The 14,748-nt window shown below is 74.2% G+C and carries 16 protein-coding genes; 10 read left to right on the top strand and 6 right to left on the bottom strand.

Going from position 1 to position 14,748, the window contains the following annotated elements; genetic code table 11:
• Positions 1 to 12: 12 nt before the first annotated feature.
• Entirely contained in the window at positions 13 to 447 is a 435-nt protein-coding gene (locus Q5530_RS09245; protein ID WP_415361809.1) for a DUF3592 domain-containing protein, read from the bottom strand.
• A gap of 63 nt (positions 448 to 510) precedes the next feature.
• Here Q5530_RS09245 and Q5530_RS09240 point away from each other — a divergent pair, with 63 nt between their 5' ends.
• From Q5530_RS09240 to Q5530_RS09230, 3 genes are all read left to right on the top strand, one after another.
• Positions 511 to 1,740: an isochorismate synthase gene (locus Q5530_RS09240; protein ID WP_415361808.1), complete on the top strand. Its 1,230-nt coding sequence runs from the start codon at positions 511 to 513 to the stop codon at positions 1,738 to 1,740.
• A 50-nt stretch (positions 1,741 to 1,790) separates the two neighbouring features.
• Entirely contained in the window at positions 1,791 to 2,255 is a 465-nt protein-coding gene (locus tag Q5530_RS09235) for an RNA polymerase sigma factor (RefSeq protein WP_415361807.1), read from the top strand.
• Between the two features lie 230 nt (positions 2,256 to 2,485).
• Complete coding sequence (locus Q5530_RS09230) at positions 2,486 to 2,797, top strand: hypothetical protein (protein WP_415361806.1); 312 nt, start codon at positions 2,486 to 2,488, stop codon at positions 2,795 to 2,797.
• A gap of 44 nt (positions 2,798 to 2,841) precedes the next feature.
• On the opposite strand, the gene Q5530_RS09225 is transcribed toward Q5530_RS09230, so the two are convergent.
• Positions 2,842 to 4,335, bottom strand: a complete 1,494-nt coding sequence (locus tag Q5530_RS09225; protein ID WP_415361805.1) for a M1 family metallopeptidase — start codon at positions 4,333 to 4,335, stop codon at positions 2,842 to 2,844.
• Between the two features lie 57 nt (positions 4,336 to 4,392).
• A complete protein-coding gene (gene menD / locus Q5530_RS09220; protein WP_415361804.1) occupies positions 4,393 to 6,018 on the bottom strand; it encodes a 2-succinyl-5-enolpyruvyl-6-hydroxy-3-cyclohexene-1-carboxylic-acid synthase in 1,626 nt (541 codons plus the stop codon).
• A 198-nt stretch (positions 6,019 to 6,216) separates the two neighbouring features.
• On the opposite strand from menD, the gene Q5530_RS09215 reads away from it, so the two are divergent.
• From Q5530_RS09215 to Q5530_RS09200, 4 genes are all read left to right on the top strand, one after another.
• Positions 6,217 to 7,128 (top strand): 1,4-dihydroxy-2-naphthoyl-CoA synthase, encoded by a 912-nt coding sequence (locus Q5530_RS09215; protein ID WP_415361803.1) that lies wholly within the window; start codon positions 6,217 to 6,219, stop codon positions 7,126 to 7,128.
• Between the two features lie 356 nt (positions 7,129 to 7,484).
• Positions 7,485 to 8,633 (top strand): o-succinylbenzoate--CoA ligase, encoded by a 1,149-nt coding sequence (gene menE, locus Q5530_RS09210; protein ID WP_415362081.1) that lies wholly within the window; start codon positions 7,485 to 7,487, stop codon positions 8,631 to 8,633.
• Between the two features lie 127 nt (positions 8,634 to 8,760).
• Positions 8,761 to 9,960, top strand: coding sequence for a hypothetical protein (locus Q5530_RS09205; RefSeq protein ID WP_415361802.1), 1,200 nt, complete (start codon positions 8,761 to 8,763; stop codon positions 9,958 to 9,960).
• A 45-nt stretch (positions 9,961 to 10,005) separates the two neighbouring features.
• The gene (locus Q5530_RS09200) at positions 10,006 to 10,878 is read left to right on the top strand and encodes a 1,4-dihydroxy-2-naphthoate polyprenyltransferase (RefSeq protein WP_415361801.1); all 873 of its coding nucleotides are present in this window, start codon (positions 10,006 to 10,008) and stop codon (positions 10,876 to 10,878) included.
• 126 nt (positions 10,879 to 11,004) lie between these two features.
• Here the strand turns inward: Q5530_RS09200 and Q5530_RS09195 are convergent, their stop codons facing one another.
• Together Q5530_RS09195 and Q5530_RS09190 are read right to left on the bottom strand one after the other, a co-directional pair.
• Complete coding sequence (locus Q5530_RS09195; RefSeq protein ID WP_415361800.1) at positions 11,005 to 11,463, bottom strand: hypothetical protein; 459 nt, start codon at positions 11,461 to 11,463, stop codon at positions 11,005 to 11,007.
• A 10-nt stretch (positions 11,464 to 11,473) separates the two neighbouring features.
• Positions 11,474 to 12,523 (bottom strand): PLP-dependent cysteine synthase family protein, encoded by a 1,050-nt coding sequence (locus Q5530_RS09190; RefSeq protein ID WP_415361799.1) that lies wholly within the window; start codon positions 12,521 to 12,523, stop codon positions 11,474 to 11,476.
• A 70-nt stretch (positions 12,524 to 12,593) separates the two neighbouring features.
• Between Q5530_RS09190 and Q5530_RS09185 the strand changes: the two genes are divergently transcribed.
• From Q5530_RS09185 to Q5530_RS09175, 3 genes are all read left to right on the top strand, one after another.
• Positions 12,594 to 13,586 (top strand): ADP-ribosylglycohydrolase family protein, encoded by a 993-nt coding sequence (locus Q5530_RS09185; RefSeq protein ID WP_415361798.1) that lies wholly within the window; start codon positions 12,594 to 12,596, stop codon positions 13,584 to 13,586.
• A 70-nt stretch (positions 13,587 to 13,656) separates the two neighbouring features.
• The gene (locus tag Q5530_RS09180) at positions 13,657 to 13,965 is read left to right on the top strand and encodes a PadR family transcriptional regulator (protein ID WP_415361797.1); all 309 of its coding nucleotides are present in this window, start codon (positions 13,657 to 13,659) and stop codon (positions 13,963 to 13,965) included.
• Positions 13,962 to 14,261, top strand: a complete 300-nt coding sequence (locus Q5530_RS09175) for a hypothetical protein (RefSeq protein ID WP_415361796.1) — start codon at positions 13,962 to 13,964, stop codon at positions 14,259 to 14,261. The genes Q5530_RS09180 and Q5530_RS09175 overlap by 4 nt, the downstream gene beginning before the upstream one ends.
• Positions 14,262 to 14,460: 199 nt before the next feature.
• Here the strand turns inward: Q5530_RS09175 and Q5530_RS09170 are convergent, their stop codons facing one another.
• The gene (locus tag Q5530_RS09170) at positions 14,461 to 14,721 is read right to left on the bottom strand and encodes a DUF4229 domain-containing protein (protein WP_415361795.1); all 261 of its coding nucleotides are present in this window, start codon (positions 14,719 to 14,721) and stop codon (positions 14,461 to 14,463) included.
• Positions 14,722 to 14,748 lie beyond the last annotated feature (27 nt).

Here is a 14,748-nt window from a genome sequence, read left to right as displayed (position 1 = left end):
TAACAAGGGGCGTCACGGCCGTCGGCGCAGCCACCAGACCAGCGGCAACAGCACCGCCCACACGCCGAGCAGGAACGTGCCGACCGGCAGCAGCGCCAGCACGGCGGTGCGCCCGGCGACCCGCGCCACCTCGGGGTTGCCGGTGTCGTACTCGATGCGCACCAGCTGCCCCGGCTCCAGGCCCTCGGGGTACAGCACGCCCTGCTCCGGGCTGTGCACGGCGCCGTCGTCGGAGGCGAAGCGGACCACGGCGCGCTGGAACGACACCGACACGACCTCGGCCGTCGCCTTGCCCAGCCGCTCCTCGATCATGGCGTCGTCCCGCCGGCACGCCGCCAGCAGCACCAGGGCGATCAGCGTCACCAGCCCGCCGAGCACCAGCAGCGACCGGCCGAGCAGGAGCCGAACCGCCGGGCGGACCGGCGTCCGCAGTGCGTTGTCCACCACGAACACGGAGTCTAGGGCGGGCTCGGCGACCCGTCTCAGCCGTCGGTCCATACCCTCGCAACCGTGACCACAGCTCCCGCCTCCCGGATCGGACAGCGGCTGCGCGTGCGCACCGCGCACGCACCGGACGTCGACCTGCTGGGCCGGCTGCCCGCGCCGACCGGCGCGCTGAGCTGGGTGCGGGGCGGGTCCGGCCTGGTCGGATGGGGCGAGGCCGCGCGGTTCGAGACCTCGGGACCGGACCGGTTCGCCGCCGCCGACCGGTGGTGGCAGGCGTTCACCGCCGACCTCGACGTGGACGACGAGCTCGGCGTGCCGGGCAGCGGGCCGGTGGCGTTCGCGAGCATGGCGTTCGACGACCACCCCGGGCACTCGGTGCTGGTGGTGCCGGAGGTCGTGGTGGGCAGGCGCGACGGGCGCGCGTGGGTGACCACGATCGGCGACCGCGAGCCGCGCGGGACCACGCCCGTGCGCGGCCCCTCCCGGGTGCGCTACGCCGACGGCGAGCTGTCCGTCACGGCCTACCGCGAGGCGGTGCGCGCGGCGGTCGGGCGGATGCGCGCGGGCGAGCTGGACAAGGTCGTGCTGGCCCACGACCTGCTGGCCGTGGCGGACGTGGAGATCGACCACCGGTTCCTGCTGCGCGGCCTGGCCCGCCGGTACCCGGGGTGCTGGGTCTACGCGGTGGACGGACTGGTCGGCGCCACCCCCGAGCTGCTGCTGCGCCGCACCGGCCGGGTGGTCGACTCGCGCGTGCTGGCGGGCACGACCTGGCCGCGCGACGGCGCGTCCGACGAGGAGCTGGCCGCCGCGCTGCTGTCGTCGCCCAAGGACCGCGAGGAGCACGGCTACGCGGTGGCGTCGCTGGTGGAGGCGCTGCGGCCGTTCTGCTCGACCCTGTCGGTGGACGGCCCGTCGGTGCTGCGGCTGCCGAACGTGTCGCACCTGTCCAGCGACGTGGTCGGCCGGCTGGGCGGCACGCCGTCGCTGCTCGCGCTCGGCGCGGCCCTGCACCCCACGGCCGCGGTCGGCGGCACCCCGCGCGCCGGGGCGGTGCGGGTCATCCGCGAGCTGGAGGGCCTGGACCGCGGCCGCTACGCGGGCCCGGTCGGCTGGATCGACGCCAACGGCGACGGCGAGCTGGGCATCGCGCTGCGCTGCGCGCGGGTGGAGGGCCGCACGGCCCGGCTGTTCGCCGGGTGCGGCCTGGTCGCCGGGTCGGACCCGGACACCGAGGTCCGCGAGGCGCACGCCAAGATGCGGCCGGTGCGCGAGGCGCTCGAAGGCCGCTAGGTGTGACCGGGGTCACGGGGACACCGAGAGGTCGTGCGGCCAACCGGTACGTGACCACAGCACTGGACGAACCGCCGGACCTCCGCGGTCCCGACGTGACCGCCGCGTTCGCGGAGCTGTCCGACACCCACGCGCGCCGGCTGCGCGGCTACCTCGCCGGCCGCGTCGGCGAGTCGGCGGCCGACGACCTGGTGGCCGAGACGTTCCTGGTGGCGCTGAAGCGGCGGCACAGCTACGACCCGGAGCGCGCGCCCGTGAAGGGCTGGCTGTACGGGATCGCCACCGACCGACCGCCGGCCCCCGGCCAGTACCGGTACACCGCCACGCACCAGTGGACCTCGGTCGGCACGGTGTTCGCCGCGCCCGCCGACCAGCCCACCGCGCCCCCGACCGACTACACCTGGCTGCGGGAATCGCGCCACGAGAAGTGGATCCCGCAGGACCTGTCCCAGGACTGGACGGAGCGCCGCACCCCGCTGGAGGGCCTGGAGTGGCTCGGCGGCACCGTGCCCTAGGCCGAGGCCCCCGAGCCGGAGATCACCCGGACCGACACCGGCGAGCGGCGCGGCAAGTGCGGCGACTCCTTCCCCGAGGCCCGGCCGAGGAAGGTGTGCGGCGACCCGACCGACTGGGACGACCCCGGGTTCTACGCCGCCCTGCCGCGCGACCCGCAGGCCATCGTGGCGTACCTGCGCGAGACCACCGCGCCCCGCGGTTCCGCGCCGACGACGGTGTTCACTGGGGCGTGGAGATCCTGCGCACCGGTCTCGTGCCCGCCGACCTGCGCGCCCAGTGGTACCGCGCGCCGGCGCTGCTGGACGGGGTGACCGCGTTCGAGCAGGGCGTCACCCTGGACGGCCGCACCGGCGTGGCCATCGGCGTGGAGAGCCCGCTGGAGCGGCGCGAGCTGATCATCGACCCGGCCACCGGCGACTTCATCGGCGAGCGCACCACCGCGGGTCCCGAGTCGTACGACCCCTGGATCGCGCCCGGCACGGTGACCGGGTTCAGCTCCATCACCACGACGGTCGTGGACGGGATCGGCCGGACCGGCTGACCCGGGTCGGGGCCGTCCCACCGCCGGTGGGACGGCCCCGGGCCTCAGTGGTGGTGCCCGGCGAGGAGCTCGTGCGTCTCCTGCATCTTCCGGAAGGACTTCGGCTCCGCCACCGCGGTGCGCGCCCGCACGCCCACCGCGCCCGGCAGCGCGGCCGGCTTGACGGGCGTGAACAACCAGGTCCGGAACAGCTCGTCGAGCTGCTCACCGGACACCTTCTCCGCCAGCGCGAGGAAGTCCTCGATCGTCGCGTGACCGCTGCGGTGCTGGACCAGCCACTCCCGCAGCAGCTCGAAGAACGCCTCGTCGCCGATCTCCAGGCGCAGCGCGTGCACGGCCAGCGCGCCCCGGTCGTACACGGCGCCGTGGAACTGGTTCGCCGCGCCCGGGTCACCCGGCAGCACCTGCCAGAACGGGCTGTCGGCCGGGTAGAGGTCGTAGAGGTACTGGGCGTTCTCCTGGGCCGTGCCCTCGCCCACGTGCTCGGACCACAGGAACTCCGCGTAGCTCGCGAAGCCCTCGTTCAGCCAGATGTCCCGCCAGCGCTCCACCGACACGGAGTCGCCGAACCACTGGTGCGCGACCTCGTGCGCCACCACGTAGGTGTTCGCGCCGCGGCGGAAGAACGCGGCGTCGTAGGTGGAGCGGGTCTGGTTCTCCAGGGCGAAGCCGATGCCCGGCGCGGCCACGCCGCCGTTGGCCTCGAACGGGTAGGGCCCGAAGCTCTCCTCCAGGAACTCCGTCACCTCCACCGTGCGCTCCAGCGAGGCGACGGCCGCGTTGCGGTCCGCGCCCAGCCGCTCCGAGTAGGCGGTGATCACCGGGCGGCCCGCCGAGTCGGTGTCCTGCCTGACCTCGAACTGGCCGATCGCCAGGAACGCCAGGTAGGTGGCCTGCGGGGTGGTGCTGCGGTAGCGCCACCGGGTCCAGCCGTTGATCTGCTGGGCGGTCCCGCCGAACAGGCCGTTGGACAGCACCTCCACCCCGCTCGGCACGGCCACCGACACGTCGAACGTGGCCTTGTCGGTCGGGTGGTTGTTGCTCGGGAACCACCACGGCGCGATGTCCGGCTGGTCGATGGCCAGCGCGCCGTCGGGGGTGCGCTTCCACGCGGTGTAGCCGTCCTGCGCGCGGCCCGAGGGCACGTCGGCGTAGGTGACGACGATGGTCAGGTCGGTGCCCGCGCGCAGCGTGCCGGGCGGGTCCACGGTCAGCTCGCCACCCCGCTGCACGTGCTCGGCGGGGCGGTTGTTGACCCGGACCGACTTCACCGCCAGCAGGAAGTCGAGGTTGAAGCTGGTCAGCTCCTGGGTGGTCCGGGCCAGGATCGTGGTGGTGCCGGACAGGTCGTCGGTGGCCGGCTGGTAGTTGAGCCGGATGTCGTAGTGGGAGACGTCGTAGCCGCCGTTGCCCGCGCCCGGGTAGTACGGGTCGCCGATGCCGGGCGAGCCGGGCTGGGCGGCGGTCGCGGTGCCGGCGAGCAGCAACAAGGACGCCGCGGTGGCGGTGCCGAGGGACAGCTTCGCTCTCAGGGACATGCGGCGAAGCTAGTCCCGGTCCCCCGGCTCATGTACCCCCGTACGTCGGTGGTTCGGCTACTGGAAAGCGGTTGACACGGCCGCTTTGAGGCGTGCGTGGAGATCGCGCAGTTCGCCCCTCTCCACCCTGATCTCGACCACTGTCAACCCCTTCGGGCGATCCAGCGCCCGGCGCAGCTCGGCCGGCGTGCGGACGGCGGTGTGCGGGACGCGGTGGGCCCGGCAGAGCGCTTCGAGGTCGGCGCCGTGGGGGGTGCCGAAGACGCGCTCGAAGCTGTCCGCGTGTTCCGGGGAACCCTGCTCCAGCAGCGCGAAGATGCCGCCGCCGTCGTCGTTGACGACCACCACGGTGAGGTCCGGGCGGGGTTCCAGGGGACCGATGAGCAGGCCGTTGCTGTCGTGCAGGAACGTCAGGTCGCCGATCAGGGCGTAGGTGGGGCCCTGGGCCAGCGCGATGCCGGCGGCCGTGGACACGCTGCCGTCGATGCCCGCCACGCCCCGGTTGGCGTGCGTGCGGACGTCCCGGCGCGGCGCGGCGACCAGGTCCACGTCGCGGACCGGGTTGGAGGAGCCGAGGAACAGGTTCGTGCCCGGCGCGACGGCGGCGACCAGGTCGCGGGCCACGTGCAGGCCGGTCGGCCAGGGCTGCTCGGCCAGCAGGTCGTCCACCACGTCGGCGACCGCCTTGTCGGCGTGCTGCCAGCCGGTGAGCCAGTCGGGGTCCACCTCGTGCTCGCCGCTCAGCGCCAGGTCGGCCGAGGTGTGCGTGGCGGCGAACCGGGGGTCGGGCCACTCCGGGTCGTCGGACAGGACGTGCACGACCGGGGTCGAGGCGATGAGCTTGAGCACACCCCGGGAGAGGGTGGCGCGGCCCACCACGACCACGGCGTCCGGGCGCAGGTGGTCGGGCAGGCCCTCGGCGTTGAGCAGCAGCGAGCCGTGGCGCAGGCCGTGGCCGGTCGGTTCGGCCACGATCGGCCAGCCGGCGCGTTCGGCCAGGTCGGAGAGGTCGCGGTCGGTGTCGCCGACCACGACCAGGGTGCGCGGGCCGAGGTGGTCGGTGGAGTGCAGCGAGGTCGTGGTGCGCGGGGCCGTGCGGGTCCACGGCATCCCGAACGGACGGCCGTCGAGGTCCTCGGGCCAGCTGTCGTCGCCGTCGGGGACCAGGGGCTCCCGGAACGGGACGTTGACGTGCACCGGGCCGCCCGCGCGGGCGGTGGCCGCGGCGCGGCAGACCAGGGAGCGCCACAGCCCGTTCTGGCCGCCGCGCCGCTCGGCCACCGGCAGCTGGAGGGTGTCCAGGCCGAAGACCCGCTGCTGGTCGACGGTCTGGCTGGCGCCCGTGCGGTACAGCTCGACGGGGCGGTCGGCGGTGAGGGCGATCAGCGGGACGCCCGCGTACCTGGCCTCCAGCACGGCGGGGTGGAGGTTGGCGACGGCGGTGCCGGAGGTGCAGGTCACGGCGGTCGGGTGGCCGCTGCCCCGGGCCAGGCCGAGGGCCAGGAAGCCCGCCGTGCGCTCGTCGACGCGGACGTGGAGGGTGAGCCTGCCCCGCGTCGCCGCCTCGTGCAGGGCGAACGACAGGGGCGCGTTGCGCGATCCGGGGCTCAGCACGACGTGGCGGACGTCATTTCGGATCAGCTCGTCGACGAGCACCCTGGCCTGCGCGGTGGACGGGTTCACCTGGCCATTGTCACCCAGTACACGAATGGGCGACTCACCTTGCCACATCGAACAAACGTTCGAACAATGAGATCATGACCCCCCACCAGGACTCCAAGCCCCGACTCCCCCACCGCCGAGCGGCCCCGTTCTCAGCTCCGACCCGGCGCCCGGCTCCCCGCCGGGTCCCGGGCGGCCCGCGGGCATATTGTCGCCCGCGTGGCAGATCAGGACGTCTCCGAGCTGTTCGACCCGTCCCGCTGGAAGCGCGTGGAGGGCTTCGACTTCACCGACCTCACCTACCACCGCGCGGTGGACCAGGGCACGGTGCGCATCGCGTTCAACCGGCCGGAGGTGCGCAACGCCTTCCGCCCCCACACGGTCGACGAGCTGTACCGCGCGCTGGACCACGCGCGGATGAGCTCGGACGTCGGCTGCGTGCTGCTGACCGGCAACGGTCCGTCCCCCCGTGACGGCGGGTGGGCGTTCTGCTCGGGCGGCGACCAGCGCATCCGCGGCCGCAGCGGCTACCAGTACGCCTCGGGTGAGACGGCGGACACCATCGACCCGGCCAGGGCGGGCCGGCTCCACATCCTGGAGTGCCAGCGCCTGATCCGCTTCATGCCGAAGGTGGTGATCGCGGTGGTCCCCGGCTGGGCCGCGGGTGGCGGGCACAGCCTGCACGTGGTGTGCGATCTCACCCTGGCGAGCGCCGAACAGGCCCGCTTCAAGCAGACGGACGCGGACGTCGGCAGCTTCGACGGCGGTTACGGCTCGGCCTACCTGGCGCGGCAGGTGGGGCAGAAGTTCGCCCGGGAGATCTTCTTCCTGGGCCGCGCCTACACCGCCGAGGAGATGCACCGGATGGGCGCGGTCAACGCGGTGGTGCCGCACGCGGAGCTGGAGTCGACGGCCCTGGAGTGGGCGAGGGAGATCAACGGCAAGTCGCCCACGGCCCAGCGGATGCTGAAGTACGCCTTCAACCTCATCGACGACGGACTGGTCGGCCAGCAGATCTTCGCCGGCGAGACCACGCGCCTGGCCTACATGACGGACGAGGCGGTCGAGGGCCGCGACGCGTTCCTGGAGAAACGCGACCCGGACTGGTCCCCCTTCCCCCACCACTACTGACCCCGCCACCGACCGCGATGATCACCATCGAGGCAGTGCGGGCAGCCCTGGCCGGCGCCGTGTCCAGCGGTGCAGGCCAGGGCGGTGCAGGCCAGGGCGGTGCTGTTCCGGACAGTGCCACACCGCCCACTTCCCCTAGCCCTGCCACCACGAACCCGGCCGCCGATCCAGCCACCACCAACTCGACCGCCACCAACCCCGGCCCAACCACCACCAACCCGACCACCGTCGACCGCGCCCCAAGCCCTGCCACCGGTCCCGCCGCCGCCCCTGCCACCCCTGCCCCTGCCACCGACTCCGCGCTCCGAAGCCACGCCGAAGCCAAGGGAGGTACCGACACGCGCCCACCCCTCCTCATCGCCCAGCCAACCGCCGCCCAGCCCCCGGCCTCGACTCCAGCTGCGGTCCCGGCTCCGGGTTCGGCCTCGGCTCCAGGTCCGGATTCGGCTGCGGCTCCGACCTCGGCTTCCGCTCCTCCGGCTCCGGGTTCCCCTCCGGCTGCGACACCTCCGCCCCTCCCCCTCCAGGGCTGGGAGACCGAGGCGGTGCTGGCGGTGGGCACCTCCGGCTCCACCGGCGAGCCCAAGACCGTCCTGCTCTCCGCCTCGGCCCTGGTGGCCTCGGCCCGGCTGACGCACGCCCGGCTCGGCGGGCCCGGCACGTGGTTGCTCGCCCTGCCGACCACCCACATCGCCGGCATCCAGGTGCTGGTCCGCTCGGTGGTGGCCGGGACCGAGCCGGGGGTCATGGACCTCGCGGACGGTTTCCGGGCCTCCGGCTTCGCCGCCGCCGCGCGGGAGGTGCTGGCCCGACCCGGGCGGCACTACACCGCGCTCGTGCCGACCCAGCTGTCGCGGCTGACGGCCACCGACGGGCCGGGGCTGGCCGCCGTCCGCGCGTTCGACGCCGTGCTCATCGGCGGCGCGGCCACCCCTCCGGCGCTGCTCGCACGGGCTCGCGGCCTCGGGGTGCGGGTCGTCACCACCTACGGCATGAGCGAGACGTCCGGCGGCTGCGTGTACGACGGGCTGCCGCTCGACGGCGTGCGCGTGCGGCTCGTGGACGGGCGGATCGAGGTCCGGGGGCCGGTGCTGGCCCTGGGCTACCGGGGTGGCGAGCGGTTCGGCGAGTGGTTCCGGACCGGGGACCTCGGGCACATCCACCCCGACGGCGTGCTGGAGGTGCTGGGGCGCGCCGACGACGTGATCATCAGCGGTGGCGAGAACATCCCGCCGACGCTGGTCGAGCGGGTCCTGGTCGCCCAGCGCGGGGTGCGCGAGGCGTGCGCGGTCGGCCTGCCCGATCCCGAGTGGGGTCAGGTGGTGGCCGCCGCCGTCGTGCCCGAGGATCCCGGGCACCTGCCGGACCCGGATGCGTTGCGTGCGGCGGTGGGGCTCTCGATCGGGCGGTTCGCTGTGCCGAAACGGGTGATTTTCGTGTCCGAGCTCCCGCTGCGGGGACCCGGAAAAGTGGACCGGCGCGCCGTGTTCGGCACATTTGGGTGATTTTTTCTCCAAGCGACATGCTTGTTGGTTGACAGGTAACTCCCATCACGATTGGCTCAGCGGTGCCGGAGCACGTGGCCCTGCCGCGGTCCCCACCGCACCGCGTGTCCGGACGAGGAGTGCTGCGATGACCAGGCGCTACCTGTTACCGCTAGCTGTCGCCGCCGCCCTGACCACGGCCCTGGCGGCACCTGCCGCCGCCGCGGCCGACACCCAGTGGCGAGCCGACCTGACCACCGTCAACGACGACGACACCGGTGTCACCGCGCACCAGGGCGCCGTGCGGCTCGACCGCGCCGCGCCCTCGCCCGCGAGCACGCGGCGGGCCTCCGTGCGCACCGGCTTCCTGCTGCTCGACCCCCGGGAGCTGGACTCGCCGGCCAACGCGGTCGCCGCGACCGTCCGGAGCACCGTCCCGGCCGGCGCCGAGGTGGCCGTGGACGTGCGCGGCGCGCTCGGCGGCGACCAGTGGACCGAGTGGGTCGAGGCCCGTCCCGACGCGCCCGCCGTCCTGCCGCGGGCCGTGCGGACCGTGCAGGTCCGGCTCGCGCTGACGGCCGAGGGCGACTCGCCCGAGGTGCGGGAGCTCGACCTGCGGGCGCTCAACCGGCCGGCCGGCGAAAGCGTCGGCGCGGAGGCCGCGGGCCTGTCCTACCGGGTCTACGCGACCCGCGAGGGCCTGGTCGGCGGCACCACGGCCAACGGCCACGTCATCGTGGCCCGCGACCACTTCGCCGCCCTGCCCTCGCGGCGCGGCCTGTCGGCCAAGGGCACCGGGACCTACAGCGTCCGGGTGTGCGCGGCGAACGGCCGGTGCGAGTGGGCGCCGGTCTGGGACGTCGGCCCGTGGAACACCAAGGACGACTACTGGAACCCGGCGGCCACCCGCGAGTCGTGGAAGGACCTGCCCCAGGGCAAGCCGCAGGCCCAGGCCGCCTACCAGGACGGCTACAACGGCGGCAAGGACCAGTTCGGGCGCACCGTCGCCAACCCGGCGGGCATCGACCTGGCCGACGGTACGTTCTGGGACGGGCTGAAGCTGACCGACAACTCGTGGGTGACCGTCACCTACCAGTGGACCGGCTCCGGCCCGGCCGGGTTCGTGCGCACCTCCAGCACCCCGCTGAACGTGCGCAGCGCCGCGAACAGCACGGCCTCGCAGGTCGGCCTGGCCGCCAACTACGCGCAGGTGCGGGTCGAGTGCCAGGTCACGGGCGAGTCGGTGACGGGCACGCAGGGCACGTCGAACACCTGGTACCGGATCGCCGCGGGCAAGTTCATCGCCAAGGCGTACGTGTCGGGAGTCTCGGGCGCCACGAACTGCTGACACCCGGAAGCGGGTCCCCGTTCACCATGTCGGAGGATGTTCCGCATGGCCACAGTCGCCCAGTGGGTTTCGGGGACCCGCCCCCGCACGCTCCCGAACTCGATCGCGCCGGTCCTGGTCGGCGCGGGGGCCGCGCACCACATCGACGGCTTCCACCTCACGTGGACCCTGCTGGCCCTGGTGGTGTCGGTCGCGCTCCAGATCGGCGTGAACTACGCCAACGACTACTCCGACGGCATCCGCGGCACCGACGCCCACCGGGTCGGGCCGTTCCGCCTGGTCGGCTCCGGCGCCGCGAACCCGAAGGCGGTGCGCCTGGCGGCGTTCGCGGCCCTGGGCGTCGCCGCGGTCGCGGGCCTGCTGCTGGTCGTGCTGTCCGGCCGGTACTGGATGATCGCGTTCGGCGCGGTCTGCCTCGCGGCGGCGTGGTTCTACACCGGCGGGCGCAAGCCGTATGGGTACTCGGGCCTCGGTGAACTGGCCGTGTTCCTGTTCTTCGGCCCGGCGGCCGTGCTCGGCACCCTCTACGTGCAGAGCGGCGAGATCACCGGCATCGGCATCGGCGGCGCCGTGGCGATGGGCGCGTTCTCCACCGGGGTGATGATCGCCAACAGCCTGCGCGACATCCCGACCGACGTGCGGGCGGGCAAGCGCACCCTGGCCACCACCCTGGGCGACCGGGACTCGCGCCGCCTCTACCTGGCCCTGGTCACGGTCCCGTTCGTGATCACCCTGGCCGTCTGCCTCCGCGAGCCCCTGGCCCTGCTCGGCTTCCTCGCCCTGCCGCTGGTGGTGCTGGGCGCGCGCCGGGTCGTGAAGGGCGACAAGGGCCGCGACCTGATCCCGGTCCTGCGCGACACCGGTCTGGCGATGCTGGTGTGGGGCATCGCGGTGCCCGCCGCCCTGGTCCTGGGCTGACGCGCGGGCTCGGCGGTACGCCCGGACGTGAACCCACCGGCGCTCACCGAGCGTGACATCCTACCGACGCAGACCCCCGGCGCTCACCGGGCGCAACGCCGCCCTACCGGCGCGGGCCCTCGCCCCTCACCAGGCGTCCTCGGTGAAGCTCATCGGCTCGTCGTCGTCCCCGGGCTCGGGCTTCGGCGGCGGCTCCACGCGCGGCTCCTCGCCCCGGCACAGGGCCGCCAGCGCGTCCCGGTCCGCCTCCAGGGCCGCCCGCACGCCCCGGTCGCCCGCCGCCTCGCCCATCAGCACCTGCCGCCAGCTCAGGTGACCGCCGGCGATCCGCCGCTGGAGCGCCTGGAGCTCCGGCGACGCCGCGTTGGACTTCGCGTACCGCATGACCCGCCGCACGTCCTCGGCCGACGGTTCGCGCCGGGGTCGGCGCAGGGCGGCCGCCTCGCGCATCGTCCGGTCGGCGTCGGCGACCGACCTGGCCAGCACGTCCTCGGCCGTGAGCACCTCCGCGGTCCGCCACGAGCCCACCACGAACCCCTCTCCGTCCCCGCTGCGACGCGCGGCGGCCGCCCCGAGTTCCACCACGACCGGAAAATCAGCCGGACCAGGTGCCCGTGGTCCGGAACCGGACCAGCGCCTCCAGGTGCGGCGCCAGGTCCATGCCCTGCTCGGCCACCCACCCGTCGTCGTAGTAGGTGTCCGCGTAGCGCTCGCCGCCGTCGCACAGCAGGGTGACCACGCTGCCCCGCTGCCGCGAGGCCCGCATCTCCGCGATCAGCTGGAACGCGCCCCACAGATTCGTGCCGGTCGACCCGCCGACCCGCCGGCCGAGCACCGCCTCGACGTGCCGGATGGTGGCCACCGACGCCGCGTCGGGGACCTTGATCATGCGGTCGATGACGTTGCCGATGAACGACGGCTCGACGCGCGGGCGGCCGATGCCCTCGATCCGCGACCCCTGCGCCCCGACCAGCGAGGTGTTCCCGTCGCGCCACGCGTCGAAGAACACCGAGTGCTCCGGGTCCACCACGGCCAGCCGGGAGCGCAGCCGCCGGTAGTGGATGTAGCGGCCGATGGTGGCGCTCGTGCCGCCCGTGCCCGCGCCGACCACCACCCACTCCGGCTCGGGCGCGGCCTCCATCGACATCTGCTCGAACACCGACTCCGCGATGTTGTTGTTCCCCCGCCAGTCGGTGGCCCGCTCGGCGTGGGTGAACTGGTCCATGAAGTGCCCGTGGAGGTCCGCCGCCAGCCGCCGCGACTCGTCGTAGATCGCGGACGGCTCGTCGACGAAGTGGCACCGCCCGCCCTGGCGCTCGATCAGCGCCACCTTCTCCGGGCTGGTCGACCGGGGCATCACCGCGATGAACGGCAGCCCCAGCAGCCGGGCGAAGTACGCCTCCGACACCGCCGTGGACCCCGACGACGCCTCGATCACCGGCGTGCCGCCGACGATCCAGCCGTTGCAGATGGCGTACAGGAACAGCGACCTGGCCAGGCGGTGCTTGAGCGAGCCGGTGGGGTGGGTGGACTCGTCCTTCAGGTACAGGTCGATCCCCCACTCCAGCGGCAGGGGGAAGTGCAGCAGGTGCGTGTCGGCGCTGCGGTTGGCGTCCGCCTCGATGATGCGGACCGCCTCGCACACCCAGTCCCGGGTGCGGGAACTGCATCGGTCTACCGAAGAAATCACGTCCGGCACGATAACTTCTCCCACCGTGACCTCACCCCTGAGCAGCTCGTTCCGCGGCAGCCTCCTCGCCGGCGCCGTCGGCGACGCGCTCGGCGGCTCGATCGAGTTCGACCGGATCGACCGCATCCGGAGCCGCTTCGGCCCCTCGGGCCTCACCGACTACGCCCCCGCCTACGGCCGGCTGGGCGCGATCACGGACGACACCCAGATGACCCTGTTCACGCTGGAGGGCCTGGTCCTGGCCCGCCGCCGGGGCAGCGACCCGGTGCACGAGGTGCGCGTGGCCTACGGGCGCTGGCTGCGCACCCAGGGCGGCCCGGAGGTGCCGCACGACGGGTGGCTGCTGGACGTGCCCGAGCTGCACCAGCAGCGCGCGCCCGGCACCACGTGCCTGACCGCGCTGCGCTCGGGCGTGCTGGGCACGGTGGACAACCCGATCAACGACTCCAAGGGCTGCGGCGCGGTGATGCGGGCGGCGCCCGTGGCGCTGTGGTCGGACGACGTGCGCGAGGTCTTCGAGCTGGCCGCCGCGACGGGCGCGCTCACCCACGGCCACCCCAGCGGCTACCTGTCGGCGGGCGTGCTGGCGGTGCTGGTGCGGCAGGTGCTGGCCGGGGCCGACCTGGTCGACGCGGTCGACACCGCCCGCGCGGAGCTGGTCCGCTGGGCCGGGCACGAGGAGCAGCTGAGCCTGCTCGACCTGGCGGTGGAGCTGGGCGCGCGCGGCGTGCGGCCGACACCCGAGGTGGTCGAGACCGCCCTCGGCGGCGGCTGGGTCGGCGAGGAGGCGCTGGCGATCGCGGTGCTCACCGCGCTGGCCGCCCGGGACCTGCCGGACGGCCTGCTGCTCGCGGTCAACCACTCGGGTGACAGCGACTCGACCGGCGCGCTGTGCGGGAACCTGCTGGGCGCGCGGGACGGCGACGGGGCGATCCCGACGCACTGGCTGGCGGGCCTGGAGCTGGCCGACGTGGTGGACCGCCTGGTGGGCGAGGCGGGCGAGGTGTTCGGGTTCTAGCGCCGCGCCCGGGGGTGCCCGTGCCCGCCGGTCGTGGACACGCTTCATCTACATAGGTAGTCTTGAGATCGTGGAACCCCTCGGGCGCATCGGCCGGGCCACCGTCGACGTGCTGGCCGTGCTGCTGGACAGCGACCGGCCGCGCTGGGGCCTGGAGATCATCAAGCTGACCGGCCGCCCGTCCGGCAGCGTCTACCCGCTGCTCGACCGCCTGGAACGAGCCGGCTGGGTCACCTCCGGGTGGGACGACGACAGCGACCGGCGCGGTCCGCGCCGCCGGCTGTACGTGCTCACGCCCGACGGTGCCCGCGAGGCCGTCCGGGTCTGCGCCCGGAAGGCCGGTCCCGCGCCCACCACCCGACCGGAGGTAGCCCGATGACCCGTCTCGCCCTGGCCCTGGTGCGGGTGGCCGCCGCGCTGCTGCCGCTCGCGCAGCGGGAGCGCTACCGGGAGCAGTGGCGGGCCGATGTGGCGGGTGCCCGGGAGGCGGGGCTGAGCCCGCTGGGGGTCGCGTTCGGCGCGGTCCGCATCGGCCACCGGGAGCGGGGGCCGGTGGTGCTGCCCGTGGGACCGCTGGTGCTGGCGCTGCGGCTGCGCGAGAGCACGAACCTCGGGGCGGTGCTGGCGGTGATGCTGCTGGCGAACCTCGGCGGGTCGGTCCTGCTGGTGATCTGAGCGGCACGGCCGGGCGGCGGGCTCGGACAGCGGGACCGGGCGGCGCGGTCGAGCAGCGGGCTCGGACAGCCGGAGCAAGCGGCGGCACCAGGCGCGGGCCGGCACGGCCGGGCGGCGCAGTCAGGCGGCGTGGCCGGACGATGCGGTCAGGCGGCGCGGTCGCCGTGGCGCGGTCGAGCAGCCCAGTCAGGCAGCGGGCTCAGGCAGCGGTGTCGCCGCGCAGCTGGGCGCGCAGGCGCTCGCGCTCGGCGCGGCGGACGGCCTGCTTCGCGTCCAACCCCTCCGCCACCCGGTTCCTCAACCCCTTGAACACGAACAGCGACAGGGGCAGCGCCACCACAACGCCCACGACGAGCGCGACCAGCAGCGGCACGTCGACGAGCACGAGCAGCGCGGTGATCGCGGCGACCATGCCCAGGCGCGCGCAGATGTAGAGCGTCACATCACGACCCAGGTGCACGGTTCCCCAGGCTACGCCGCCCCGCCG

This window comes from Saccharothrix sp. BKS2 (genome assembly GCF_047689505.1).
In the GTDB taxonomy this organism is placed as follows: Bacteria; Actinomycetota; Actinomycetes; order Mycobacteriales; family Pseudonocardiaceae; genus Actinosynnema; species Actinosynnema lopnurensis.
The sequence above is the reverse complement of the archived record's forward strand: the minus strand, read 5'-3'. Positions and strand labels throughout refer to the sequence as shown.

Excerpts from the sequence above, each read along its gene's own strand:
- Q5530_RS09225 (WP_415361805.1), bottom strand. The coding sequence starts at position 4,335 with ATGTCCCTGAGAGCGAAGCTGTCCCTCGGCACCGCCACCGCGGCGTCC.
- Q5530_RS09175 (WP_415361796.1), top strand. The coding sequence starts at position 13,962 with ATGACCCGTCTCGCCCTGGCCCTGGTGCGGGTGGCCGCCGCGCTGCTG.
- Q5530_RS09200 (WP_415361801.1), top strand. The coding sequence starts at position 10,006 with ATGGCCACAGTCGCCCAGTGGGTTTCGGGGACCCGCCCCCGCACGCTC.
- Q5530_RS09205 (WP_415361802.1), top strand. The coding sequence starts at position 8,761 with ATGACCAGGCGCTACCTGTTACCGCTAGCTGTCGCCGCCGCCCTGACC.